Raw genomic sequence first — 24,963 nt, forward strand, 5'->3', positions numbered from 1 at the left:
CAACGGTGATCAGTCAAGCTACTACACGGCGAGCGGGGAACTCCCGGTTTGCCGCTACATTGCTGAGCGAGTCTTCTGGCGCTGAGGTCGGCGAATGCCGCGGCCAGGCTCAACGGGGTAGGGCCGGACACCTCAGCGGATCGACCCCGGTGAGGTCGGCGCAGGCGTCCCAGAGCTCGGCCGCGGTGTCGACGTCGGTCATATGGGCATGGGGTGTTTCGCGGTGCGGTCGTCCACGAAGACCGAAAACCCTCGGCCCCCACAGCTCACCACCGGTGACCTCGGGATCGAGGGTGGCTCGGACGATGCTCTCGGCGCCCGCGTGCTTGCCGTGCAGCGCAACGCCCGCGGGCAGGCCGCGCAGGCGCTGGGCCGGAGGATGGACGAACAACGGTGGTCGCGACGGGGTGAGCGAGTCCAGGGCGCCGCCCGGATGGGCGACGATGCTCGCGGTGCCGGCGCCGCATGCCCGCAGCCGGCGATCCAATTCGAAACCGATCATCATCTGCGCCAGTTTCGATCGCCCGTAGGTGCGTTTGGGCCGATAGTCGCGCTCCGACTGCAGATCGGCGAGATCCAGCCGCTCCGACCGCGCGGCGAAGCTGCCCACCGTGACCACCCGGCTCCGCGATGCGGCTGTCAGCCTCGGCATCAGGTGCGCGACCAGCGCGAGATGCCCGAGAAGATTTGTCGCGAACATCGATTCGTGTCCGCGCGAGTTCACCCGGCGCTGTGGGTCCGACAGGAGTATTCCGGCGTTGAGTACGACCGCGTCCAAGCGCTCGACGCCGAGGGCGTCGACGGTCGCAGGCAGTGCGGACAGGTCCTCGAGGTCCAGCGGCACCGACAGCAGTCGAGCGTGCGGAACGCGTGTTCGGATCGCCTTGATCGCGAGGCCGGCCTTGGCGGTGTCGCGGCACCCGAGCGCTACCGTGGCGCCCACGGTGGCGAGTTGCTCGGCGACGAAGTATCCGATGCCCGCACTGGCGCCGGTGACCAGAATCGTCTTCCCCTCGGCTCCGCAGCCGCTGTGCCATGTCATGCCGGCCACCCTGACACCGTGCTCTTGCACCGCCCTCACGTGCCACTGGCACGCGGGCGGATGTCGTGAACGGTAACCACCGGAAAGCTGACGATCGGCGCGGGGGGATATATTCTCAGGTCGAAGGTTGTATTCGGGGGAATTGCGGGAAGAGATGCGGCGTGGAATTGCGCTCTTTACGAAAAGAATCTTGTGGGAATTAACTTTCCAGTCTGAATAATTAATAGCGGATAATGAAATTCTGGACGCGTTTTAATTACGCGATTTCGACCATGGAAAGATGAGAAGAAGCTATATTTTAGAAACTCGATGTTGCGGTCCGACATCCGGTCGTACCGTTGCTCGCTATTTTCTGGAGTTAGTCATGAGATCGATCTCTTCCCTCGTTCGTGCCGGCGTTCTCGCTCCGGTGGCGGTCGCCACCGTCTTTTGTCTGGCGGCACCGGCGAATGCCGCCCCGGTCAGCGTGAACTGGAGCTGTAAGGGCACCATTCTCGGGATCGGCCAGACCTCGAGTATGACCACATCGGTCACCGGCACCGCGCCGAGTTCGGCGGCGTCGGGCTCCGCGGTGGCCATCACCCTCACGCCGGGTTCCTCGTCGGTGCCCAGTTCGGCTTCCGGCTTCACGGTGAACAACATCAGCAACTTGAAGATGACCTTCCCGACTCCCGCGAATTCGACATTGGTCTCGGCCACCGCCTCCGGGGGGACCGTGGCCGGCACCGTCACCACGTCGGGTGGGAACGTCGTTCTGACCGTGCCCGGTCCGATCGCCGGCGGTACCAGCTTCACGCCGCCGGCGGTGACCATCAACGTCACAGCCGGTACTCCCGGCACGCCGATCACCAGCAAGTACGCGGGGACCAGCTACACGAATCCCGGTATGACCATGACGACCAACGTCGCCTTGGTCGGCAACGTGGCGACCTCGTGTTATCCGAATCCGTCCCCGACCCTCACCACCACATCTGTCAGCTGATTCCGCGGACAGGGGCCACGGCGTGACGGCCGGTGTCCGCGCCGGCGGCCGGTGGTGAACATGCCTGGACCGGGTTGTGTCAGCAGCCCGGTCCAGGTCTCACCCGGACGGGGCGGGTGACTGCTGTTCCTCATAGTGGTTGCCCCGCTTCACGTTTGGGGTACGGGAAACCGTTGGACCGAATTCTGAAATGCACCGTATCGCATGGGTCGGTGTGTCGTACAGTGCATGTCCGACACTGCCCACGGTCGCTTCGCCGGCCGCGGCGGTGCCAGCTTTCGTGATGTTCGTCAGCCGCGGTTCGGCTGTCGTCCGAATCGATTGACAGGAGCACACATGCCCGCTTCAATCGCCCAGCGGCGATCCCGGAGAACAGCCGAACCCGCCCGACTCTCGGTCGAATTCAAAAGGGCCCTGGAGTTCTACCACGGAACCGTCGAGGACCTGGCCCGCGAATTGATCAGAGTGCTGGGCGTGAACGAAACCGACCGGCGTGCTTTGGAAATCGTGCTGGCCGACGACGAGAAGTCGACGACGCCGGGACTGCTGGCCGAACGGCTCGGCATCACGGCTGCCGGCGTCACGATCATGCTCAATCGGCTGGAGAAGCAGGGCTATATCGCCCGCTCGCTGCATCCGACCGATCGTCGTCGCGTGATAGTGATGGCCACCGAACTCGCGGCGTATCGCATACGAGAAATCGTCGTGCCGATGCTCGTCGAGAGTTACAAGATGTTGTCGAGCTGGTACGACTCGCACGAACTCGAAATAATCGCCGACTTTCTCACCCGCGCGGGTGAGCTGCAACAAATCCACCGGCAACGACTGCGCGACGTGGATCCCTACTCGAGGTCCTGAAACCCGGCCGCGAAGCCTTGAGGTCCCGCCTGTTCGGCGAGGCGACACCGTAATGCGCGCGTGTCGGTGTTCGCGGAACTGCCGGAATTCGACTTCCGACGCTCGGGCGTGTTTTCGGAGGCGGTGTGCGCACCGGTTCCGGCGGTCGGCGCATCACAAGGAAGAAAGCGGTGGGCGGATGCGAACCGTCGACAACAGCGAACATCGAGTGACAGCAACCGATATCGATGATGAGCCTCGGCGTCGAATTCCGCGGTCGGGCGGACGATTCCGGCGGCAGATCTCGCGCGCGGGAGTGGTCACCGCGTTGGTGACCACGGCGATCGGGATAACGCTCGTGGTACGAGCGGATTCGGGCCCGCCGGCGCACGTGAACGAGGCGCAGGCGCACCCCGGCGAACCCGCCGTGCAGACTCTCGACTGCGGCGCTGTTCCCAGCGAAGCCGGCGCGGTGAACGCGAGCCCGATCTCCGACGCGTCGAGCGAAATCTCCGTACCGGGCGACGGCGCGGGCAGTACCGACACCACCGCCGATTCCGGAATCGCGCCACCGGCCGCGGATCCCATCGATCCCGGTGCCGGCCAGGCCACCGCGACAGAATCCACGACGGCCACGACGACGGATACCTCGACGGCGGCGTCGGCCGGCGCGAGTTTCTCTGCCACGGCGAGCCTTTCGATCCAGATCTTGCCCGGTGTGCCGGATCCGGGCGCGGTCGTCTCACCCCCGATATCCACGGCCCCTACGACTTCGGTGGAGACATCGACGGTGACGGTAACTGCCGATCCGAGGACGGAGACCACGACCCTGCCGGCCACGACGGTGCCGACCGCCACTCTGCCTTCCACAGGAGTGCCGACCGCCACCCTGTCGACCACCACGACTACGGCACCAGCCGGCACCACGACGACGGCAGCCAGGGGCACGACAACCAAGTCCGCGACAGCATCCGCGAGTACCACGATCGCGGCGAGTTCGACGACTTCCGCGTCGCCGGAGGTCGCCACGACACTCGGGACGCCCACATCGACGAGGCCCACGACCACGGCGTCGGTGACGAAGCCCCCGGCATCGACGAAACCTCCGATGCCGACGAAGTCGGCGCGTCCGACGATTCCGTCGATCGCACATCCGCCGATCACATCACCGAAAGCCGCAGCGGGATAGGTGATCACGCGATCGTGGATGCACTCGAGCATCGGCGGTTGTCGCCGGATCCTTCGCGCCTAAGCCGGCGAATGGGCCTCCGGCTGCCAGTCGTACACGACCGTGGTGCGCAAAACGATGTCCTGCAGCGAATACCGGCGCGGATCGACCACCACCCAGAACAATCCGACCGCGAACATCACGCAGAACACCGCCCGCACCAGAGCCCGCGGCCATCCCACGAGTTCGCCGCCGCGGGTCACCACCCGCAGCCCCATCATCACGGCGCCGACGGTGCGACCGCTCACGGCCCAGCATCCGGTGAGATACAGCACCGACACCACGATGAATATGCCCGTCGACATCACCGCACCGGCGTCCGGCCACGTGAAATCCTGCGGTGAGAACAGCAGCCGAGCGAACGCCAGGCACAGGTAGATCGCGGCCATGATCGCCAGGACGACGGCGACGTCGACCCCAGATGCGATCGACCGCGTCACGATGCCGGCGGGACGGTGCGCAGGGGCACTCACTCCGCGCCCGATTCGGACGGTGCTCGCCGGAGCAACTTTCCGACGAACCCCGCGACGGCATCGTCCGCATGCATCCCCTGGCTCCGGATGCCGAGAACTGCCTCCGCGGACATCGAGTCGGTGGATTCGCGGATGATCCGAGGTAGATCGACGCCCTCGATCACGCTGTCGGCCAGCCCGACCAGATCGACCCGCTCGATGATCTTGTCGACATCGATCCGTTCGGCCACCGCGTCGAGATCCACGTTGTCGACGACGAGCTCCGTGAGGTCGACAGCGCCGACCGCGGTCCGCACGATCCGGCCGACCACCGCACTCAGCACCCGTTCGGTGAGGTCGTCGACGGCCTCCAAGGTGTCCGCGCCCCGCTGTTCCAGCTCCGCGAGCACCGGCTCGACGCCCGGCACCCGCCGCGCGACGCCGAACCCGAAACCCAGCACGCGCCCAGCAGCTCCGCCGACCCTCGCGGCGGCTCCCGCCACCAGGTTCACCGGCCTCGACATCGGGGTGCCGTCCACATCACCATCAAACTCGCTCGATACCGGATAGGTATGCCTTTCGAGCTATTCGGTGTGCGGACGTCGGCCGAACTCGGCCGACCGCGGGCGCGGCGTTGCGCATGGCTGCCGAGAGGCCGGCGAAGTCCGGGGGAATCTCCGGTCCGATGAGCTGCGCGGCGAGAGGGCCGCGGGGGTATCGAAAGTGAAGGGGACGTCGAGGCCGTGGCAGGCCCGTAGTGCGCCGTTGCGCCCCGGGCTCGGCCATGCGAACTCGTACATAGATCCGGACAGGTCCACATCGGCGGTGAACATCCGAGCTTCGTCCGTGGTGAATCCGCAGACGAGTTCCCGGCCCGTTCCGGACCCTCGCTGGTCGATCTACGGTGGGGCATAGAACAATTCCGTCGGGGGAGTGGTCGACATGCTCGACGAGCGGCTGGTCGATCAACTCACCACACTCACCGACCCGCGCGACGCCGAATCGACTGTGCGCGAAGTACTTCGGAGCATGCTCCCCGGAGCAGCCATCGCCTCCGCGGCCGATCAACCCGATGACAGCCGGCGCATCCAGGTGATGGCCTGGCTCGCCGTCGTCAACAGAGCCGCGCGTAATCCGGAGATGTCGGCCCGCCTGTCCGCCGGCTCCGATCGACTCGCGGCCGCCATCGCGGCCGCCCTCCCCGCGACGGCAACCGGCCCCTCGGGCGATGACGCGCTGCGCACCGCACGCGTGTTCGTGCGACACCGAACAACGGAAAAAGCCGCAGGCGATAACCTGCGGCTCGAAAGTGGGCCTAACGCTCCACAACCCGAACCCGCTGACGGTCGAAGGGCCCGCGACTCGGATCAGGCCAGTAGGCATTCGACAGAGTGAACCGCGGCGTGACCGCGACGACCGGAATACGCCGTGTCGGCCGGCGCGGTGAGGGGATGTGGTGCGCCGGCGTGGATCATGATCGACCTGGTTCGCGTGCACTCGGTACCGCTGCCAGCGCCGCGTTCGCCACGGTGTCGGCGGTGGTGGAGAGGACGACCTGCAGGATGACGACGATGCCGCGCGCACTGCACACGTACATCGTGTTGAACAGCTCGAACCGGTAGGGGTCCAAGCGAATTCGATGGCTGCCGAGCTGGAGGTGCCGAGTGGAGGGTGACCATCCGGTGGGGTCGTAGACTACCCGCCGCACCGGTCCCAGGTGCGGCCGGAGGACGGCGAGCAGTCCCGGGAGTTCGGCGGCGAGGTCCTGTGTGCGAGGCCACCAGACACCGTCGACATGGCCGGTGCCATCGCGGCGCGGCCGCAAACGCAATCGTGGTGTACAGAGCGGTAAGCGACGAGCGGGTGCGGGATGCAAGCTCGTCGAGTGTGGCGTCATGAGACGCTCCTGTCACAGCCTCCGCGAGGGGCCGGCATTCGAATCGGAGACGACAAGATGTCGCCGCGGTCCATAATCATGACCGTCGCTCCTGGACCGGGGGAGTCGAGACAGGATGCCCCGCCGCCGCGAGCGCGGACCGCGCCAGGAGTGGGTCGGTGCCCGAGGCGATGGCCTGCAAGACGACCACGGTACCGTCTGTTCCGCACAAATACATGGTGCCGAACAGTTCGAACGGATACCGGTCCAGCCGTATGCTGCGGTCGGCCGTGAGCAAGTGTCCCCCGGTCGGTGACCATTCGCGCGCATCGTAGACGATGCGCGCTATCGGCCCTGCTCGCGAACGAAATGCGGTGATCAGTCCCGGAATTTCGGCAACCAGATTCTTCGATCGGGGCCACCAGGTCGCATCGACGTAGCCGCTCGCCTCGGTGTCCGGACGCAGGCGTAACCGGGGAGCGTCATCGATCATGCGCTCGAGCGGCGCCGAGGGCACGTTCATCGATTGTGGCGTCATCGGACGCTCCTGCCGCGGCCCCGGAAAGGACGCATGTCGGATTCGGGAACGACGCTACCTCTGCTGGTCAGCGTGCGTGTGTGCCGAATATCTCGAGCCTACGCCCGGTATGCGCCGCTCGACGCGCCACGGGCAGCGATGGACACTTCAGACGGCCTGCACCACATCGAGCGGGGCGGGCCGTGAAGGCAGTGGGAGCGATAGGTACGCGCGGGCTCACAGCCTGTACGGCAGCGTCGACGCGGAAGTGCGATCGCGCCAGCTGCTTATTTCAACTGGCGCGCTCTCGGCGACTGCCGTCTCCCGGGAGACTTGGTTACCTGCCCACGACTTACCCGTACCTCCGTCGATCAACCCGCGGATTTGCATGAATTGCGACTACAGCGCGTAGGCGGCGATAAACGTTGCACCCAGAGAAATGCGGTGATCAGATCGGGGAGCCCGGGTTGCCTGCCCTTGGCCACCAGGTGGCATCGATGTAGCCGGCAGCAAGACATCGACATCAGCGGCGGAGCGGTGTCGGTCCGGTTACTGCGCCACTGGGTTGGGACACCTGGTATCCCGGTGCGATGCTGCCAATGTCGCCGATCTTAGGATGCGGTCCGGGCGCTTTTTGCCGTCTCGAACGAGGATCTGCGCGCGTCCAGACGAGCCTCGGCGCTTTCAGCGCGGTCATCGCCTCGGCGGTTCGACCCGGTGGCCCACGCTCTGGCCGCCGGCACCGGGTATTCCACGAGATGAACGGTGTGCGATGAACCACGAACAGCGTGACGACCATGGTGCTTCGAACACCAGTCCCGCAGAGTTGGCCACCCTTCTACAGGAGACTATCCCCGGCATGGAGGGGTCCACTGATGATGCGGTGGATGGTGGCGGCGCGTCTGGCGCTGTGCCCTTCGTTTGCGAGGTCGGCGAGGCTCGCATCGTTACCACTGGTTGACCGCGCTGGTGACCGTCCGCGCGTGTGTGGTGGAGCCGCTGTTGGCTCGCGTCGATATTCTCGATGCCGGTCGGGTTGCCGCGCCCGGTCCTGGTCGGGGAGCCTCCGCCACGCGGCAGCCGAGCTATTCGGATACAGAAGGGACCGACGGTGGCCATCACCGACATCAATGCTTACGCGCATCTGACTCCTGCCGATGTCGAAGCCCTCGGGGGCGAACTCGACACGATTCGCCGCAACATCGAGAAGTCGCTGGGCGAGCGGGACGCGCAATACATTCGGCGGGCGATCCGCGCTCAACGCATGCTCGAGGTCGCCGGCAGGGCCGTGCTGTTCGTGAGCAGGAAGCGTTCGGCGTGGTTGGCCGGCACGGCTTTGTTGTCGGTCGCGAAGATCGTGGAGAACATGGAGCTCGGGCACAATATCAGTCACGGGCAATGGGATTGGATGAACGACCCGGAAATCCACTCCGCGACCTGGGAGTGGGATATGACCGGGACGTCGGCTCAGTGGAAGCGGGCCCATAACTACTCTCATCACACCTACACCAATGTGCTGGGCAGAGACGAGGATCTGGGCTTCGGCATCCTGAGGATGACCCGCGACGAGCAGTGGCGCCCGATCCACCTGATCCAGCCGCTGGCCAATCTCGTCCTCGCTGCGGCGTTCGAGTGGGGCATCGCCTGGCATGACCTGTCGGCTGAGCAGGCGTATGCCGGGGTGTCGGAGACTCAGCTGCTGTCGGAGCCGAACAAGGCGTTCGCGCGCAAGGCCGCACGGCAGGTCGCCAAGGACTTCGTCATCTACCCGCTGCTCACCGGCCCGGCGTGGAAGCAGACCCTGAAAGCGAACGCCACCGCGAACCTGATCCGCAATCTGTGGGCTTACGCGGTGATCTTCTGCGGGCACTTTCCCGATGGGGCCCAGAAATTCACCCAGGCCCACTTCGCCGACGAAACCCGCGCGGAATGGTACCTGCGGCAGATGCTGGGCAGCGCCAATTTCCAGGCTGGCCCGGTCATGGCGTTCATGAGCGGCAACCTCTGCTACCAGATCGAGCACCACCTCTTCCCGGACATCCCGAGTAATCGGTATCCGGAGATCGCCGTACAGGTGCGCGAGCTGTGCGACAAGTACGACCTGCCCTATACCACCGGTTCGCTCGGCAAACAGTATCTGCTGGCCTTCCGCACGATTCACAAGCTGGCGCTGCCAGACCGCTTCCTGCGCCGGACCGCCGACGATGCCCCCGAGACCTCCTCCGAACGCAAATTCGCCGGACTGACGCGGGTGACGTTGCCTACAGCCGATCAGTGGGCTCAACATCATTGGCCCGGAATCGACCCACAGACCGGTCACCGGCGTGGCCTGCGCTCGGCACTGGCCGAGGCGAAGGCCACGCTGAAGGAGAAAGCGCGCCACGAAAAGCAGGTGCTACGTGAGGCCAAACAGACCCTGCGGGACAAGGCCCGCGAGGAAAAGCAGATCCTGCGCCGTAAAGCGTTGCGTGAGAGGGCGATCAGGCGGGCCAGGCGAAGGCAGGAGCGGGCCCGGCGGTGAACGCACTGCGGTCCTGATCGCGAACCCGACATAGCCGGGCCGCGAATACGATCCTGCCGGGGCGCCATCGCGCGCCCTGCAGGATCCGTCCCGGAAAAGCAAGAAACCCGCGCGGATCGCGCGGGTTTCTGTTCTCGTCTGCTCCTAGATAACGCGGACGCTCTGAGCCTGCGGACCCTTCTGGCCCTGGCCGACCTCGAACTCGACGCGCTGGCCCTCGTCGAGGGACTTGTAGCCGGAGCCGGAAATCTCGGAATAATGAACGAACACATCGGGGCCGCCCGCGTCCTGCGCGATGAACCCGAAGCCCTTTTCGCCGTTAAACCACTTCACACTGCCTTGAGACATACTTTTTCGGTAACTTCCTGTTGCGAGCCGGGCGATCACTGCAACAACCCGTGCTCACTACCCAGCATGCCACACATCCCCTCATTTCCGCGCAGCAGCGGGCTGCGTAACGCGCCCGTAGGCGATCGGACCCGCGCCAAACGGGAACGTCGGGTCAAGTGCGGATATGACCCGCGCATGGCTTACGTCCCGGTCCGGCCCCACGCCGGGGCGAGTATCGCGCCAGCGCCGGCCGCGGTCCAGGGGCTCAGTCCGCTTGCGGGGCAACACTCGTGGTGTAGGTCACCGGCCACCGCGTGACGCCTGGTGACTGTGGTTGGCCAGTGCCGTATTCGATGGTGGCGGGCGATTCGCCGGTTCGGGCCAGTGCGGAGGTGACGTTTAGGCGGATCACTGCGTCGAGGACGGCGGTGTCCATCGCCTGGGGAAGGAAGAGGTCCATGTGGCCGGTGCGTGTGTCGGGCACGTTCACTTCGTTTCGGTCGGGTTGCTGCGCTGGTCGAGAGTGTGTTGCAGTTCGGTGTTGAGACGCTGCGCCTCGGCGAGGTGGTCTTCAAGGATAACGATGCGGCACGCGGCGTCGAGGGCGTTGCCGGCGTCGACAAGTTCGCGCACGCGGGCGGCGATACGCAGCTGGTAGCGCGAGTAGCGGCGGTGCCCGCCGGGAGACCGTTGCGGGGTCGGTGATTGCGCGGCGTCGAGGCCGCGCAGGAACGCTGGGGTGACATCGAGGATTTCCGCGGCGCGTCCCATCGAGTGGGCGGGGTAATCGTCGTCATCGAGTTTGTCGGCAGCACTGGGGCCACTGGTGGGGTGAGGGTCGGGTTGTTGCACAAGGCCTCTCGGGTCAACGCCGACAGGCCCCGGCGCGATTACGCCGGGGCCTGGGATTTACGAAGGGGGGAATGATGTCATCGCTGTTCACTGACCCGTGAGGGCCGCTGTCGCACACCGCATCCGAGGCTTTCCGGGATGCGGACCTGATGAACGACTACGTGACCACCTCCTGGATCGCCGGTCTTCCTACGGTGCTGCGAATTCGATTGTTCGGTCGTGCTTCGTCCCCTTCCGGCAGGTCCGGCCAACGTGCACCGGGTCTATCTGTCATCCGCCGGAAGGGGACGGTGGAACTTACTACTTCCGGGCAGTTCACCTGCCCGGCCACTCGGACTCTCATTAATTCGAACGACAGCGACTCTATAACGACCTTCAGCGAATGTCTACACCCGACACGACAGATTTTCGGCTACCGGTGTGGGTGCTTATGTCACATCGATAGACGGGTTTCGCGTTGCGGGGACCGGCTAGGTCCAGGATTCGAGCAACGACGCAGGCAGGGTGATGGGCAGGACAACGATGCCTGCCCACTGCACACGTACATCGTGTTCGACAGCTCGAACTGCTAGGGGCCCAAGCGAATTCGATGACTGCCGAGCTGAAGGTGCCGAATAGAGGATGGCCATTCGGTGGGGTCGTAGACACCCGCCGTACCGGTCCCGGGTGCGGCCGGGGACGGTGAGCAGTCCCGGGAGTTCGGCGGCGAGGGCCTACCGTGCGAAACCCCCGGACGCCGTCGACATGGCCGGAGCCGTCGCCGCACGGATGCAAACGCAATCGTGGTGTACAGAGCGGTAGGCGACGAGCCGGTGCGGGCTACACGTTCGCCGAGCGTGGCGCATGAGACGCTCCTGTCACAGCCTCTGCGGGGAAGCCGACCGTTCGGCTGCTGCGGAACCTCGATAGTCACCATCGACCTCCCCCAACCACGGCGCTGGCCCAGGAAACTCTGTAGGTCCCACATCGATTGGCGAATACGAGCATGGGAGCGGGTCTGGCCAGGGTTTCGCCGGTAACAGCCTCGATCCGCCCGTCGCGCCCGCCGCGCGGGTCGCCTCGATCCGCAAACTTCAGGGCGCGGGAACGGCACTCTCACCGCTCCGGTCTCAAACACACCCGCGACATGACGAACTGTCGAGCCTCGCGTACCGAACCGCTCAATCATGAATTTTGTGCCAGATCCACAGTCGAGCTGGAGGTGACATATGGGGTAAACCGTTTCCTCGCCGGCGGACGTCGCGAAGGATCCGGCGTACACCTTCGGCGCGTGGGCCTCGGCGAACCGCTTGCGGCCGCCGATCTCGAGCGCGGGCCAGTGTCGCGTTTTTGCAATCGCGTGCGGCGTCGATGTTGCAGGCTGACTGACAGTAATTTTGTTGCGGAGAGGAAAACCCATGGCGGTTGCCACGTTGAAAATGCTCACTCTGGACAGTGCCGACGCAAGGCGAGACGCGGAGTTCTGGGCGGCGGCGCTCGGTTGGAAAATCGCACACGCGCAGGACGAGTACGCCATGCTCACTGGTCCGGATCACGCGCTCGGATTCGGCACGATCCCGGGCTATCAGGCGCCGACCTGGCCGAACGAGCATGGCACCAAACAGTTCCATCTGGATTTGGCGGTCGAAGACCTCGAGATCGCTAGTAAGCAACTGGTCGAACTGGGCGCCACGGTGCCGGAGTTTCAGCCCGGTGAGAGCTGGCGGGTGCTGCTCGATCCGAGCGGCCACCCCTTCTGCCTGACCCTCGCTGCCAACTGGGGCTAGCGTCGGATTCGGATCCCGGCCCATCCGAACAGCGCTCGCCCGCGAAGGCTCGGAGAACTTCATACATCGTGGGCTCTCCCGTGAGGCCGTCTCGCCCCCGCGCCGCGGAAATCCTCGGCGTCGTCACCCAAGCGTTCCTCTGGGGACTGGACGCCGCCGAGCTGCTGGCCCCGCAACGCTCGACCGGCGGACGCCGCCGCTACTCGCAAGAAACCCGCTGCCGGGGTCTTCCTCGCACGCGGTACCCGAGACCTGCCGCCGGATCCGGCGGCAGGATGTAATGCCGTCCTGCAACGCTCTCACGCGAGTGCCCTAACTGTCTCGCAAGAGCCTCGCGGCGGTCATTGTCCGGCGTCGCGACCTGACATGATCTCGCTCCACCAGGCATCCAGCGGGCTCGGGTCGGGCCAGTACACGACCGGGTTCTGCTCGGCGGGCGGCGGCGGGGGCGTCTGATGGGTGTGGATTCTGGAGCCGCTCGTGACGGGCATCCCGATCATCTCCTCGTCGGAACGATGATCTCGCGCTATCGCAAAGATCCGCGCCCCTTGTCAACTTCATCCTAGGCGGAACGGACTACGAATTGTTTGTCAGGCTGGTGCGGATCGCTTCCGACCTTTCGCAACGCTCATATTTCGCTGCCGCTGTCGAGTAACGCGGCCAAGCTGGAGCAGCTGGTGTCGTCAGGGTGGCGGTACCACCGGTCGGGGTCGGGAGTTTCGGGTGTGGCGTTCGGGCACACGATTTTGTCCGAGTAAGGAGCCAGGGCGCCCAGGGACCGGCGGCTGCCGACGGGGACGGCGATAACTGTGCGGATTGCGCCTATCAAGCGGACTATTCGACAGGCGTCGCGAACGGCAGTGGCGGCGTCGAGCAGGCAATCGTCGGTGACGAGGACCGTGCGATCGTCGAGGTCGACGCGGTGGCGGTCGCGACGGTAGGCATGAGCTTTGCGCTGCAGGACGGCGGTCTGGCTCTGTTGGGCGCGGACGCGTTCGGCCGGGGCGATCGCGCCCCGGGCGATGGCGGCGGTGTCGAGGATGAGCGTGTGGTCTTCGCCAAGGATGCCGTAGGTGAGACCGGGCCAGCGGGCGGTGCTGAGGGCGCCGACCAGAATGACATCCATCCGTACCTGCAGCGTTGCGGCCATTTCGGATGCCACGCGCAGACCGCCGCCGGGCGGAGCCAGGACGACCACATCGGGACCGCGGAACGCCGGCAGCAGCCCAGCCAGCTGCCGACCTGCGTCCTTGCGGTCGATGAACGGCGACACCGGGTTCACCTACGCCGCTGCCAGCGCAGCGTTCGCGACACAGTCGGCGGTGGTGGAGGGAATGACCTGCAGCACGACCACAAGTCCACGCACACCGCAGACATGCATCGTGTCGAACAGCTCGAAACGATATGGGTCCACACGGATCCGACGACTGCCGAGCTGAAAGTGCCCAGCCGAAGGCGCCCATCCGGCCGGGTCGTAGACGACCCGGCCAACCGGATCCAGCCACGGCCGCAGAGCGGTGAGCAGTCCGGGAAGTTCGGCGGCAAGGTCGTGCGTGCGAGGCCACCAGACACCGTCGACATAGGCACTGCCGTCGGCGCGCGGGCGCAATCGCAATCGTGGCGTGTCGAGCGGTAGGCGACGAGGCGGTGCAGGATGCAAGCTCGTCGATCGTGGCGTCATGAGACGCTCCTGTCACAGCTCCCGCGCGAGAGCCGGAATCCGAACCGGAGACGACGCGGCCTTGGCCGGCCGACGTACGGGGTACCTCCGAATATCGTCCAGCCTACTCGCCGACACCTGCCTGCGACCTGCATCAATCGGGTTGGAAGGGCGGTGTGCGAAATGGGCTTTCCGTGTCGGATTCGGCGCCCCTGTCACCTGGCGCGGGCAACGTCCAGCCGGGCAACAGCAGCAGCCAATCGCTCGTTGGCCAAGTCGGTCCGCTCCCGCGACCGGCGAACCGCCTGGCGCACGGACTCGAACTGGCGGCCACCGGCCGCGCTCCTCCCGCCTGACATCTCCCGACCCCAATCAGCCACCGGACTCCACCACACATCGAAGTACGCGTTCAGTAGCGCGATACCCGCACCGCCGCCCGCTCACACGCTCCGATCGGGCGTCGCCGAGCTGATCACCACCGGCACCGACCACACCCGGAAAGCCCTGATCGAAACACTCATCGGCGAAGTCAAAATCACCGGCCCCGACACCGTCGTCCCCGTCTTTCGCATCCCCCGAACACCCACTGACCCCACGCCAACCCCCGCCCCCCATGCAACAGCCAGGGCTCCACACGCCATCGCCACCCGAAACAAAACCGCGGCTCTGACCAGCGAAAAACCGCCGGTCAGAGCCGCAGAAAAAAAGTGTTCGCGTAATGACAAACTTGGTGGAGCTAAGGGGAATCGAACCCCTGACCTTCTCGATGCGAACGAGACGCGCTACCAACTGCGCCATAGCCCCATGGCTCGTTTCCGGGCCAACGGAGGAGAACTTTAGCAGGTGGGGGCCGGAGATTCCGAATCGGCTGGTCGATGTGGGGAAATGCGGGGTCAGGTGGGTTCGGGGGTGGGCGGGGTGAGGTGGAGGCCGGCACTGGTGGCGGCTTCGCCGAGGACCGTGCGGAGCATGGCGGGGGTGAGGCGGCCGGTGAAGGTGTTCTGCTGGCTGACGTGGTAACTGCCGAACAGTTCGAGGCGGTGGCGGCCGGGCCGGGCGGGGGCGATCGAGTAGTGGACGCCGTGGCCGAATCGGGGGCGGGGGCGGGGGACCTGCCAGCCGGCTGCGGTGAGGGCGGGCATGAGCGCCTGCCAGCCCCAGGCGCCGAGGACGACGACGGAACGGACTGTGGGGGCGAGTAATTCGAGTTCGTTGATCAGCCAGTGCCGGCAGCGATCGCGTTCGTCGATGGTGGGTTTGTTGTCCGGGGGCGCGCAGTGCACGGGGGCGGTGACGCGGGTGCCGAGCAGCCGGAGGCCGTCGTCGCGGCGGGTGGCGGTGGGCTGGGTGGCGGCGCCGATGGCGTAGAGGGAGGCGAAGAGTACGTCGCCGCTGCGGTCGCCGGTGAACATGCGGCCGGTGCGGTTTCCGCCGTGGGCGGCGGGGGCGAGGCCGACCAGCAACATGGCGGCGTCGGCGGGGCCGAAACCGGTGACCGGGCGGCCCCAGTAGGTTTCGTCGCGGAAGGCGGCCCGCTTCTCGCGGGCGACCTGTTCGCGCCAGGCGACCAGTCGCGGGCAGGCGCGGCATTCGGTCAGTGCCGTATCCATGGCCTCGAGGTCGGGATAGTCGGCGGATGCCGCCGCGCCGGCGTTCGGTGGTTCGCTGTGGCTGGTGCGACGCACCATCGGTCCTCCGTTCGGTCGATGCCCCTGCGAGTCTGCCCGTTCGGTGGCGGTCGTGTCACACCTACCGCTTCTGATAGCTGACCGTTTGCGATCCCCGCCACGCCGTCCGGTATCTGCCGATTCGTGGCATGTGGGCGATTCGTTCGATCCGGCGCGAGGTATTCGCGGTGGCGACGAGAATCCCCGATTCCCGGGACGGAGGCCGCTGTCGGTCGAAAAGCCGACAGGTCGCTGGTACCGGACCGGTCGGATGATCAGCTGTCCCGGCAGCAGACGTGCAGGTCCGTAGCTTTCGATGTTGATAGCATGGCGTTTCCAGCCGGACGGTCCGCCGCAGCACCGGTTGCGCGGCCCAACGCGATCACATCGAGAGAGTTCTTGCATGCAGTTCGAAATCGTCGAGCGGGACGAGACGTGGGTCGCCGGGCTACCGGTGCGCAGTCCGAAACGTGCCCTCGGAGAACTGCGCGATCGTGATCTCGAGGCCGCCTGGGCCGCTGTCCTGCATCAGGAACTGGGCGGCCCGCTGGCCTGCTCCTATACCGATTACGCCCACGATCTGGGCACGTTCAACACCCAGATCGTCGGCTACGAATGCCTCTCGTTCGACCGGGTGACGCGCGGGCATATCGTGTCCCGTCTGCCCGCCGGCGCCTATGCGCGTTTCTCCGCTGTCGGCAATTTCCCGCAGATCATGACCGACCTGTGGACCCAGATCGCCTACGCCGAGGAACACAATCAGATCAAACGCACCTTCACCGGGGATTTCGAATGCTATCCGCACGCGTACAAGATCGATCTGTACCTGGCGGTAGACCCCCGATGACGTATTCGATCGTGGTCCGCGACGCGGCCATATACGGCGGTCTGGTGGTGCCGCGGGTCCGGCCGAGTTTCAAGGTCAGCAACAGCGAACTGATCGAATTCCTGCGGGACCGGCTGCGCGATCGTGAGATCGGCGGTCCGCTCTACACCGTGTACGTGCCCGACCCGGCCGGAAATTACAACGTGCTGGTCAGCTACGAATATCAGGCGCCGAAACAGGTGCCGGTCGGCGATGTGATGATTCGCGTCCCGAAGGGCGTATATGCCCGATTCGAACCCAACGGTGATTATCACGATCCGGTCGAGGACGTCTGGGCTCAGGTCGACGACGCCACCGCGTCGGCCGAGATCACCCGCGCTTATCGCGAGGAGATCGAGGTGTGGCGTGGTCCCGACCGGCTGGAGTTGTTCATCTCAATTCTGGTGTGATTTTCGATTGCCAACGGGTAACCAATTGGGAACCGGGCGGTCTTTTTGTTCTGTGCGGTGTATGACACCGACTGGATGACCTCGATCGATACCGCGCGCCACGCTCAGGTTTCGGAAGATTTGCCGGACATCTGGTCAATTCCGGAGGGATGACGGATACTTCCCTAGGTGGCCATACCCGACACCGGCGGTACCGCATGCCGAGCGGAGGTGGCCGAAAGATCGCGCCGCGCCGCGCAGCAACAGAGTAGGAACCGTATGACTGGGCTGGATGTCGCACCGGAGGCGCTGCGACGATATGGCTGCTGACCACCCTGTGCGACCCCGCCGAACGGGCCTCGTCGCGATCCTCGGCGAATTCTCCGCCGCACCTCTCCGCGAACTCACCGCGATTTCATCGCAATACGTCGATACACTAGCGTCGGTTCAGGGCGAATTCATCGACGCTCGGGGCGTGGACGTCCTTCCCTTGACATGCCGTGGATAGCGCGATCGGAGACAAGGTGCCTCGGCGAACACTCGACTCGTTGGTGACCCAGGTCGCCGCGGAGTTGATGGGTGTCGACGCCACGACGATGGTGGCGGCGACCGAACGAGTGCTGGCCAAACTGGTCGACTACTTCGACGTTGATTTCAGTTTCGTCCGCCATACCGACCGGGAACGCCGGGCGACGGTGCTGGTCGCCGAATGGCCGCAACGCCAGGACGTGCCCGACCCCGACCCGCTGCGGGTGGTGTATTTCGAGCAGGCCGATTCGGTGTTCCGAGCCGTCGAACACGCCACCGAACCGATGATCGCCCGCCCCACCCCGGAATTCTCCGACTATCAGGAGACGATTCGCCGTTCCGGGCTGAGCGATGTGACGACCGCGACCGTTCCGCTGATGTCGCGCGGTGAGCCGACCGGATTGCTCGGGTTCATGAAACGAGGCGACCGGCAGTGGAGCACCCGGGAGATCAACGTCCTGAAGGCGATCGCGGCGCTGCTGGCGCAATTGCAGGCCCGGGTGGTGGCCGAGGAACGGCTGCGCTACATCGCGCTGCACGACGACCTGACCGGCCTGGCCAACCGGCGCGCCCTGCTCGAACATATGGAGGAGCGGCTGCGTCCGGGCAGTTCGGGACCGGTCGCCGCATTCTTCCTCGACCTCGATCGGCTCAAGGCGCTCAACGATTTTCTGGGGCATACCGCCGGTGACAATTTCATCCGCACGCTGTCGGCGCGGCTGAAGGAACACCTCGATCCGAACGACATGATCGCGCGGTTGGGTGGCGACGAATTCGTCATCGTGCCGGCCAAACCCGTGGATCCGGTCGCGGCCGAACTCGAGGCGACCCGGATTCAGCAGTTGATCACCCGCCGGGTGTCGGTCGGCGGCGAAACGGTGAGTCGCGGCGCGAGTGTGGGTGTGGCGCTGGGCATGCCGGGCGAGACCACCGTCGCGGATCTGTTGCGCCGCGCCGACCACGCGCTGTTGTCGGCGAAATCCGGCGGGGGCAACGGGGTCGCGGTGTTCACCGACGCCATGCGCGCGCAGTTCGAACTGCAGGACGATGTCGAGTTGAATCTGCGCGGCGCCGTCTCCGACGGTTCGCTGCTGCTGCACTATCAGCCCGAGGTGGACCTGCGGACCGGGCGCATCGTGGCGCTGGAGGCGCTGGTGCGCTGGCAGCATCCCACCCGCGGGCTGCTGCCGCCCGGTGCGTTCGTCGGCGTGGCCGAGGCGACGAATCTGGCCGGTGAACTCGGTCGCTGGGTATTGCGCACGGCCCTGGCGCAATTCGCGAAATGGCGGCGCGCCGGGCTGGCCTCGAACGTGGTGATCCGGATCAACGTCTCACCGGTGCAGTTGGTGAGCCTGGACTTCGTGGAATGCGTCGAGGATGTGCTGCGCCGGCACGGAATCGACGGCAGTTCGGTATGTCTGGAGATCACTGAGCACGTCGTGGTCTCGGATCTGACCCGCACCCAGGTGACCTTGCGTGGACTCAAGCGCATGGGCGTGCAGATCGCGATCGACGATTTCGGCACCGGCTACAGTTCACTGTCGCATCTCAAGGCGCTGCCGGTGGACGCGGTGAAGATCGACCGCGGTTTCGTGCAGCGGCTCGGCGCCAGCACCGACGATCTGGCGATCGTGAAATCCATTGTGGGACTTGCCGGTTCGTTCGGCCTCGGGGTGGTCGGCGAAGGCGTGGAGACGGCGGTCGCCGCGCGCACCCTGGTCGGCCTGGGCTGCTACCGGGCGCAGGGCTTCCTCATCGCGCGGCCGATGCCCGCCGACGAGGCCGAACCGCATCTGGCGGAGGGGCGGATCCCGCTCGACCTCGAACTCCCGCGGGTTTCCCGTGGGGCGCATCGGATCTGATTCCTCGGTATGGCAGGCGCCGAATCCGTGGGTTCGCCATGGCTGCTGGTGGAAACGCTCGCGCCCGCGAGTGGTCCGACCATCGTCGCCGACGGGTCGCGCGTCCGGGAATGGACGAGTCTGTCGCGCGGCGGGCGCTCGCTCGGGGCGGGTGCCTCCGCGCTGGCCGCCGTCGCCGTCGATACCGCGGCAGCGGCCGTTCCGTCCGCGACGTCCGGGGCGGTCACGGCCGACGGCCGGATCGTGTTGTCCGAGGGCGGCTGGACCGCGATCGCGGTGCCGGTCTTCTGCTCGTTCGGGGCGGTGCACGGGGTGCAGCTGTGGGTCGGCGTCGAGGGGCGGCAACCGCCGCCGCGGCGCGCGGTCGCGGCATGGGACTGGGATTCCGATACCGAACTCGCCCACCACGGCCCCGGCCTGGAGGAACTCGCCTTCGCCCGAGCCCGCGACCAGGTGCGGGTCGTGCGCACGCCGCCGGAGGTGTTCGGGCGGATGGTGCGCTTCGACGAGCGGATGGCCTACACCGCGGTGGTGGCGGGCACCGACCCGGCCGGGCGCTGGCAGGGGGAGCTGGCGATTCGCGGTGACGACGAGATGGTGCGCAACTTTCAGCTGGTGATCCGGGTGCATCGCGAGGATCCGCATCTGGCCGTCTCGACCCGCACCGCGCATGTCACCCGGGCGCTGCTGCACGAGATCACCGACGTCAGCCCGCCGCGCCCGGATACCGATCTGGCGATCACCCGGGCGGTGTCGCGGTCGGCCGACGCCGGCGTCGGCTTCGTCGAACTGGCGATGGGGCTGGTGTACGAGTGGATCAGTCCGCCGCCACCGCCGCTGGAACGGTGGAGCACCGAACGGCCGGTCGTGCATCCGGATGATCAGCGGGACTACCGGGCGGCGTTCGCGGCCGTATTCGCCGGCGAAATCGACTCCCCGGCAAGGAAACTCGTGTTTCGGCTGCGATTCGAGGACACCGAATGGATCCCGGTGCGCGCCGAGCTGTCGCGCCTGGGGGCCGAGCGCGCGCACGGCATGATCCGGGTCCGGCCCGCCGCTGGGTGACGCGTCGTGACAGGGCGGTGCGGGCGGTTGGTGCATCCTTCGGCGAGCATTCATCCGGTGTTCGTCCCACCGGTTCGCGGGGCGGGGACGATCGGCGCGTGCGCATCGCTCAGCTGGCGAACTTCTACGGGCCGCGTTCGGGCGGGCTTCGCACCGCACTGCATCATCTCGGCGCCGGATATGTGGCGGCCGGGCACGAGGTGGTGCTGATCGTGCCGGGCGCGCGCCGGGACGAGGAGGTCCTGCCCAACGGTGTGGTGCGGATGACCGTGCCGGCATTGGGGATTCCGTGGACGGGCGGATATCGCGCGGCCGATCCCCGTCGAGTCGCCGATCTGCTGGCAGGGCTGGCGCCGGATGCGCTCGAGGTGTCGGACCGGCTGACGCTGCGCGGGTTCGGGCGCTGGGCCCGCCGCCGGGATGTCGCGTCGGTGATGATCTCGCACGAGCGCCTCGACCGGTTGCTCGGCCAGGTGCTGCCCACCTCGGTCGCCCGGCGGGCCGCCGACGTCGCCAATCGTCGCACCGCGGCCGACTACGACATGGTGGTCTGCACCACCGCGTTCGCCCGCGCGGAATTCGACCGGATCGACGCTCCGAATGTCGCGCTCGTCCCGTTGGGTGTGGATCTGGAGCTGTTCGCGCCGCATCGCCACGATCGGGCCCTGCGCGCGCGGCTCGGGGGCTCGCATCTGGTGGTGCACTGCGGGCGGCTGTCGGTGGAGAAGCGGGTCGATCGCAGTATCGAGGCCGTGGATCAGCTGCGCCGGGGCGGGGTGAACGTGCGGCTGGTGGTCGCCGGAGACGGGCCGCGCCGCGACGCGCTGGTCCGGCAGGCGCGCGGTGTGGCCGCGCTGCCCGACGGGCGTCCGGGCGTCCATTTCGCCGGATTCATCGACGACCGAACGCATTTGGCGACCCTGCTGGCCAGTGCGGATATCTCGCTCGCACCCGGGCCACACGAAACCTTCGGGCTGGCCGCGCTCGAGGCGCTGGCCGCCGGCACCCCGGTGGTGGCCAGTCGTTCCTCGGCGCTGGCCGACATCGTGACCGCCGAATGCGGGGCCGTGGCCGCCGATCACCCGTCGGCCTTCGCCGAGGCCGTCACCGATGTGCTGGCCCGTCCGGCGGCGCAGCGACGGCGCGCCGCGCGCTCACGGGCCGAACAGTTCCCGTGGCCGGTCGCGGTCGCCGGGATGCTGTCGGTATTGCGCGGATTGTCGTAGCCGTGACGTGCCCGTGCGGCCCGGTACGGATGCGGTGTGTCGGGGAACACGTATGCTCCAGGGCGACGGAGATAGTCAGTCCGGATGCCGGCACAGCACCGACATCACACCGCAGAGCATTCGAGGAACGGCGTGCGTGATCGCTTGAAGTCCGTGAGCGGCAAGAAGACTCTGGTCACCGGCGCGGCCAGCGGAATCGGTCGGGCGACCGCGATCGCCGCCGCCGCGCAGGGGGCCGAACTCGTCCTCACCGATATCGATGCCGCCGGACTCGCGGACACCGTCGAGGAGATCGGGCGCACCGGCGGCAAGGTGCTGGAATCGCGGGCTCTCGACATCAGCGAGTACGAGGCGGTCGCCGCCTTCGCCCAGGATGTGCACGCTCGGCACGGCAGCCTGGACGTGGTGATGAACGTGGCCGGCATCTCGGCCTGGGGCACCGTCGAGAATCTCGAGCACCGGCACTGGCGTTCGCTGGTCGACGTGAACCTGATGGGCCCGATCCACGTCATCGAGAGTTTCGTGCCGGAGATGGTGCGCGCCGGTCGCGGCGGGGCGCTGGTCAACGTGTCCTCGGCCGCGGGGCTGCTGGCATTTCCCTGGCACGCGGCCTACAGCGCCAGCAAGTACGGGTTGCGCGGCGTATCGGAGGTGCTGCGTTTCGATCTGACCCGGCACGGGATCACGGTGCATCTGGTGGTGCCCGGCGCGGTGAACACCCACCTGGTGCAGACCGTCGAGATCGCCGGTGTGGACCGCGACGATCCGCGAATCCAGCGGTATGTGAAGCGTTTCCAGTCGCACGCGGCCTCACCCGACCAGGCCGCGCGAGCCATCTTCCGCGGCATCGAGAAGAATCGCTTCCTCGTCTACACCTCGTTCGACGTGCGTTTCGGCTATTGGTGGGCGCGAAAGTTCGCCTGGCCCTACGAGTTCACGATGCGTCGCGCCAACGACCAGTTCAACCGCTTCCTGCGCTGAGCGGGACTCATCCGCACATCTTTTCGGCGCACTCCGTCACGTCGGCGTCCTCGGCCACGTCCGCACCGCTCGCCGAGGCCGGATTCTCGCATCCCTCGCCTTTCGTGCAGTCGATGCTCACATCCAGCGTGCGCGCGCCCGGGCCCTCGTCGCCGAGCCGGTCGTGATAGTTGACGATGCGGCAGCTGCCCAGTGACAGGCAGCCGCAGCCGATGCAGTCGGTGAGGCTGTTGCGCAGCCGGGTGAGCTGTTCGATGCGCTGATCGAGGTCGGTGCGCCACGTTACCGACAATCGTTCCCAATCCTTGCGATTGGGGGTGCGCCCCTCCGGTAGGGTGTCGAGAGCCTTGCGAATTTCGCTGAGCGGAATTCCGACGCGCTGCGAGATCCGGATGAATGCCACCCTGCGCAGCGTTTCCCGTGAGTACCTGCGCTGGTTTCCGCTGGTGCGGCGGCTGGCGATCAGGCCCTCGCGTTCGTAGAAATGCAGTGCCGACACCGCGACGCCGCTGCGTTCCGACAGTTGGCCGGGGGTGAGCTCCTTGGCTTGCCACGTCGTATGCTGCATACCTCAACGATACTTCAGGTTTTTGGTGGCCGGGTGAGAACCGGGAACTTCGCCGCCGCGCAGCGGCCGATATCGTCGGGCGCCGGATCCGGCCCGGTCGGCGAACAATTCCGTGCCAACCCGGCGGCGGCCCATTACGGTCGGGATATGGGACCAGAGGCTGTGCCCCCGGCGCGACCGTTTTCCGTGACGACCGAGGTCGGGACGCTGCGCGCGGTACTGCTGCATCGCCCGGGCGATGAGCTGCGCCGACTCACGCCGCGCAACAACGATCAACTGTTGTTCGACGCCATCCCCTGGGTGGAGCGGGCTCAGCAGGAGCACGAGATCTTCGCCGACGTGCTGCGCGGCCGCGGCGTCGAGGTGCTGTTGCTCGCCGATCTGCTCACCGAGACGCTTGCGGTCAGCGGCGCCGGACGCAGTATGGGCATCACCGCGGCCGTCGACGCCCGCCGCATCGGTTACGCCCTGGCCGAGGATCTGAAGACCTATCTGCGCGCGGTGCCCGCACCCGATCTGGCGCGAATCCTCATGGCCGGCATGACCTTCGACGAATTGCCGTTCGAACCGGATGCCGCCTCACTGGTGCGGCGCATGCACCAGGGCACCGATTTCGTCATCGATCCGCTGCCGAATCTGCTGTTCACCCGCGATTCGTCGTTCTGGGTGGGGCCCAAGGTGGCCATCACCTCACTGGCGCTGCCGGCCCGCGCCCGCGAAACCTCGCTCACCGATCTGGTGTACGCGTTCCATCCGCGCTTCCTCGGCGTGCGCCGCGCCTACGAATCGCACACCGCGCCGATGGAAGGCGGTGACGTCCTGCTGCTTTCGCCCGGTGTGGTCGCGATCGGGGTCGGGGAGCGCACCTCGCCGGCGGGGGCGGAAGCCTTGGCGCGCAGTCTCTTCGACGACGCCCTCGCGCATACCGTGCTGGTGGTGCCGATCGCGCAGAACCGGGCCACCATGCACCTGGACACGGTGTGCACCATGGTCGACCGCGATGCGGTGGTCATGTACCCCGGTGTGCAGAATTCGTTGCGCGCGTTCACCATTCGGGCCGACGGCGATTCGGTGCGGATGAGCGGGCCGGACCCGTTCCTGCCTGCCGCGGCCGAGGCGATGGGCATCGACAAACTCCGGGTCATCGACACCGGGCTGGACGGGGTGACCGCCGAACGGGAACAGTGGGACGACGGCAACAACACCCTCGCACTGGCGCCCGGGGTCGTGGTGGCCTATGAACGCAACGAGAATACGAATACGCGGCTGGCCGACGCGGGCATCGAGGTGCTGACCATTCCGGGATCCGAACTGGGTTCCGGTCGGGGCGGGCCCCGCTGCCTGTCCTGCCCGCTGTCGCGTGACGAGGTGTGAAAGCCGATGCTGGATATCCCGGTCGACCATCAATCGACGGTGCCGCCGTACGAACAACTGCGGCTGGGCATCGTGGCCCGGGTGCAATCCGGCGAACTCACCGCCGGTACCAAGATTCCGACCGTACGCGCGCTCGCCGTCCAGCTCGGCTTGGCGCCGAACACCGTCGCACGCGCCTACCGCGAACTCGAACAGGACGGTGTGCTCGAGACCCGGGGCCGGCTCGGGTCGTTCATCGCCTCCTCCGGGGATCCGACTCGCGACGCGGCCGGTCGCGCGGCCACCGAATACGTTGCCGCGGTGCGCCGATTGGGTCTCGACGACGAGGCGGCGCTGCGCTACGTGCGGGCCGCGCTGGGCGAGACCCCGTAGCCG

Annotated in this window: 28 protein-coding genes and 1 tRNA gene; 13 read left to right on the top strand and 16 right to left on the bottom strand. The window is 66.6% G+C overall.

Annotation, left to right across the window (positions count from 1 at the left end):
* Window positions 1-109 precede the first annotated feature (109 nt).
* Both IG65_RS0113060 and IG65_RS38455 read right to left on the bottom strand, forming a co-directional pair.
* Complete coding sequence (locus IG65_RS0113060) at window positions 110-1,042, bottom strand: SDR family NAD(P)-dependent oxidoreductase (protein WP_030515171.1); 933 nt, start codon at window positions 1,040-1,042, stop codon at window positions 110-112.
* Between the two features lie 345 nt (window positions 1,043-1,387).
* A complete protein-coding gene (locus tag IG65_RS38455) occupies window positions 1,388-1,864 on the bottom strand; it encodes a hypothetical protein (RefSeq protein ID WP_197039831.1) in 477 nt (158 codons plus the stop codon).
* Between IG65_RS38455 and IG65_RS36805 the strand changes: the two genes are divergently transcribed.
* The gene (locus tag IG65_RS36805) at window positions 1,848-2,024 is read left to right on the top strand and encodes a hypothetical protein (protein WP_228796598.1); all 177 of its coding nucleotides are present in this window, start codon (window positions 1,848-1,850) and stop codon (window positions 2,022-2,024) included. The two genes, IG65_RS38455 and IG65_RS36805, sit on opposite strands and share 17 nt — an antisense overlap.
* A 336-nt stretch (window positions 2,025-2,360) precedes the next feature.
* Window positions 2,361-2,882, top strand: coding sequence for a MarR family winged helix-turn-helix transcriptional regulator (locus IG65_RS0113075; protein WP_030515173.1), 522 nt, complete (start codon window positions 2,361-2,363; stop codon window positions 2,880-2,882).
* A 153-nt stretch (window positions 2,883-3,035) separates the two neighbouring features.
* On the opposite strand, the gene IG65_RS0113080 is transcribed toward IG65_RS0113075, so the two are convergent.
* Genes IG65_RS0113080 through IG65_RS0113090 form a run of 3 tightly spaced genes read right to left on the bottom strand, consistent with a single transcriptional unit; the run spans window position 3,036 to window position 5,080 of the window.
* On the bottom strand, window positions 3,036-4,058 hold the full coding sequence (locus IG65_RS0113080; protein WP_156055571.1) for a hypothetical protein: 1,023 nt from the start codon (window positions 4,056-4,058) through the stop codon (window positions 3,036-3,038).
* Window positions 4,059-4,109: 51 nt separating this feature from the next.
* Entirely contained in the window at window positions 4,110-4,562 is a 453-nt protein-coding gene (locus IG65_RS0113085; RefSeq protein WP_030515175.1) for an RDD family protein, read from the bottom strand.
* Entirely contained in the window at window positions 4,559-5,080 is a 522-nt protein-coding gene (locus IG65_RS0113090) for a hypothetical protein (RefSeq protein ID WP_369801533.1), read from the bottom strand. The genes IG65_RS0113085 and IG65_RS0113090 overlap by 4 nt, the downstream gene beginning before the upstream one ends.
* 394 nt (window positions 5,081-5,474) lie before the next feature.
* On the opposite strand from IG65_RS0113090, the gene IG65_RS0113095 reads away from it, so the two are divergent.
* Window positions 5,475-5,936, top strand: a complete 462-nt coding sequence (locus IG65_RS0113095) for a hypothetical protein (RefSeq protein WP_030515177.1) — start codon at window positions 5,475-5,477, stop codon at window positions 5,934-5,936.
* 76 nt (window positions 5,937-6,012) lie between these two features.
* Here IG65_RS0113095 and IG65_RS0113100 read toward each other — a convergent pair whose 3' ends face one another.
* Both IG65_RS0113100 and IG65_RS35850 read right to left on the bottom strand, forming a co-directional pair.
* On the bottom strand, window positions 6,013-6,372 hold the full coding sequence (locus IG65_RS0113100) for a DUF5994 family protein (RefSeq protein ID WP_231509182.1): 360 nt from the start codon (window positions 6,370-6,372) through the stop codon (window positions 6,013-6,015).
* 142 nt (window positions 6,373-6,514) lie between these two features.
* Complete coding sequence (locus IG65_RS35850; RefSeq protein ID WP_156055572.1) at window positions 6,515-6,955, bottom strand: DUF5994 family protein; 441 nt, start codon at window positions 6,953-6,955, stop codon at window positions 6,515-6,517.
* 1,090 nt (window positions 6,956-8,045) lie between these two features.
* Between IG65_RS35850 and IG65_RS0113115 the strand changes: the two genes are divergently transcribed.
* Window positions 8,046-9,455: an acyl-CoA desaturase gene (locus IG65_RS0113115; RefSeq protein ID WP_030515180.1), complete on the top strand. Its 1,410-nt coding sequence runs from the start codon at window positions 8,046-8,048 to the stop codon at window positions 9,453-9,455.
* A gap of 144 nt (window positions 9,456-9,599) precedes the next feature.
* Here IG65_RS0113115 and IG65_RS0113120 read toward each other — a convergent pair whose 3' ends face one another.
* The 3 genes from IG65_RS0113120 to IG65_RS0113130 all read right to left on the bottom strand — a co-directional run bounded on the left by IG65_RS0113120 (window position 9,600) and on the right by IG65_RS0113130 (window position 10,637).
* Complete coding sequence (locus IG65_RS0113120) at window positions 9,600-9,803, bottom strand: cold-shock protein (RefSeq protein ID WP_030515181.1); 204 nt, start codon at window positions 9,801-9,803, stop codon at window positions 9,600-9,602.
* Between the two features lie 247 nt (window positions 9,804-10,050).
* Window positions 10,051-10,269: a hypothetical protein gene (locus tag IG65_RS0113125; protein ID WP_030515182.1), complete on the bottom strand. Its 219-nt coding sequence runs from the start codon at window positions 10,267-10,269 to the stop codon at window positions 10,051-10,053.
* 2 nt (window positions 10,270-10,271) lie between these two features.
* On the bottom strand, window positions 10,272-10,637 hold the full coding sequence (locus tag IG65_RS0113130) for a MerR family transcriptional regulator (RefSeq protein ID WP_081879452.1): 366 nt from the start codon (window positions 10,635-10,637) through the stop codon (window positions 10,272-10,274).
* A gap of 1,397 nt (window positions 10,638-12,034) precedes the next feature.
* Here IG65_RS0113130 and IG65_RS0113140 point away from each other — a divergent pair.
* On the top strand, window positions 12,035-12,403 hold the full coding sequence (locus tag IG65_RS0113140) for a VOC family protein (RefSeq protein ID WP_030515184.1): 369 nt from the start codon (window positions 12,035-12,037) through the stop codon (window positions 12,401-12,403).
* A 341-nt stretch (window positions 12,404-12,744) separates the two neighbouring features.
* On the opposite strand, the gene IG65_RS37720 is transcribed toward IG65_RS0113140, so the two are convergent.
* The 5 genes from IG65_RS37720 to IG65_RS0113170 form a co-directional block, all read right to left on the bottom strand.
* Entirely contained in the window at window positions 12,745-12,894 is a 150-nt protein-coding gene (locus tag IG65_RS37720) for a hypothetical protein (protein WP_156055573.1), read from the bottom strand.
* Window positions 12,895-13,031: 137 nt separating this feature from the next.
* Window positions 13,032-13,676, bottom strand: a complete 645-nt coding sequence (locus IG65_RS0113150) for a phosphoribosyltransferase family protein (protein WP_156055574.1) — start codon at window positions 13,674-13,676, stop codon at window positions 13,032-13,034.
* Window positions 13,677-13,685: 9 nt separating this feature from the next.
* Complete coding sequence (locus IG65_RS0113155) at window positions 13,686-14,084, bottom strand: DUF5994 family protein (RefSeq protein ID WP_030515186.1); 399 nt, start codon at window positions 14,082-14,084, stop codon at window positions 13,686-13,688.
* A 707-nt stretch (window positions 14,085-14,791) separates the two neighbouring features.
* Window positions 14,792-14,867: transfer RNA gene (locus IG65_RS0113165), tRNA-Ala, on the bottom strand.
* A gap of 89 nt (window positions 14,868-14,956) precedes the next feature.
* Entirely contained in the window at window positions 14,957-15,673 is a 717-nt protein-coding gene (locus IG65_RS0113170) for a uracil-DNA glycosylase (RefSeq protein ID WP_030515187.1), read from the bottom strand.
* A 460-nt stretch (window positions 15,674-16,133) separates the two neighbouring features.
* On the opposite strand from IG65_RS0113170, the gene IG65_RS0113175 reads away from it, so the two are divergent.
* The 6 genes from IG65_RS0113175 (at window position 16,134) to IG65_RS0113200 (ending at window position 22,646) form a co-directional block, all read left to right on the top strand.
* The gene (locus tag IG65_RS0113175; protein WP_030515188.1) at window positions 16,134-16,577 is read left to right on the top strand and encodes a GyrI-like domain-containing protein; all 444 of its coding nucleotides are present in this window, start codon (window positions 16,134-16,136) and stop codon (window positions 16,575-16,577) included.
* A complete protein-coding gene (locus IG65_RS0113180) occupies window positions 16,574-17,005 on the top strand; it encodes an effector binding domain-containing protein (RefSeq protein WP_030515189.1) in 432 nt (143 codons plus the stop codon). The genes IG65_RS0113175 and IG65_RS0113180 overlap by 4 nt, the downstream gene beginning before the upstream one ends.
* Before the next feature lie 554 nt (window positions 17,006-17,559).
* The gene (locus tag IG65_RS0113185; RefSeq protein WP_051755924.1) at window positions 17,560-19,374 is read left to right on the top strand and encodes a bifunctional diguanylate cyclase/phosphodiesterase; all 1,815 of its coding nucleotides are present in this window, start codon (window positions 17,560-17,562) and stop codon (window positions 19,372-19,374) included.
* 9 nt (window positions 19,375-19,383) lie between these two features.
* Window positions 19,384-20,439, top strand: a complete 1,056-nt coding sequence (locus tag IG65_RS0113190; RefSeq protein WP_030515191.1) for a GAF domain-containing protein — start codon at window positions 19,384-19,386, stop codon at window positions 20,437-20,439.
* A gap of 98 nt (window positions 20,440-20,537) precedes the next feature.
* Window positions 20,538-21,665: a glycosyltransferase gene (locus tag IG65_RS0113195; protein WP_030515192.1), complete on the top strand. Its 1,128-nt coding sequence runs from the start codon at window positions 20,538-20,540 to the stop codon at window positions 21,663-21,665.
* Between the two features lie 84 nt (window positions 21,666-21,749).
* Window positions 21,750-22,646 (top strand): SDR family oxidoreductase, encoded by an 897-nt coding sequence (locus IG65_RS0113200; protein ID WP_051755896.1) that lies wholly within the window; start codon window positions 21,750-21,752, stop codon window positions 22,644-22,646.
* A gap of 7 nt (window positions 22,647-22,653) precedes the next feature.
* On the opposite strand, the gene soxR is transcribed toward IG65_RS0113200, so the two are convergent.
* Window positions 22,654-23,214 carry a redox-sensitive transcriptional activator SoxR gene (gene soxR / locus IG65_RS0113205; protein WP_081879455.1) on the bottom strand — a complete coding sequence of 187 codons (561 nt, stop codon included), beginning with the start codon at window positions 23,212-23,214 and terminating at the stop codon, window positions 22,654-22,656.
* A gap of 147 nt (window positions 23,215-23,361) precedes the next feature.
* Here soxR and arcA point away from each other — a divergent pair, with 147 nt between their 5' ends.
* The gene (gene arcA, locus IG65_RS0113210) at window positions 23,362-24,588 is read left to right on the top strand and encodes an arginine deiminase (protein ID WP_051755928.1); all 1,227 of its coding nucleotides are present in this window, start codon (window positions 23,362-23,364) and stop codon (window positions 24,586-24,588) included.
* Between the two features lie 6 nt (window positions 24,589-24,594).
* Window positions 24,595-24,960, top strand: coding sequence for a GntR family transcriptional regulator (locus IG65_RS0113215; protein ID WP_030515196.1), 366 nt, complete (start codon window positions 24,595-24,597; stop codon window positions 24,958-24,960).
* Window positions 24,961-24,963: the final 3 nt, after the last annotated feature.

This window comes from Nocardia sp. NRRL WC-3656 (assembly GCF_000720265.1).
GTDB classification, from domain to species: domain Bacteria; phylum Actinomycetota; class Actinomycetes; order Mycobacteriales; family Mycobacteriaceae; genus Nocardia; species Nocardia nova.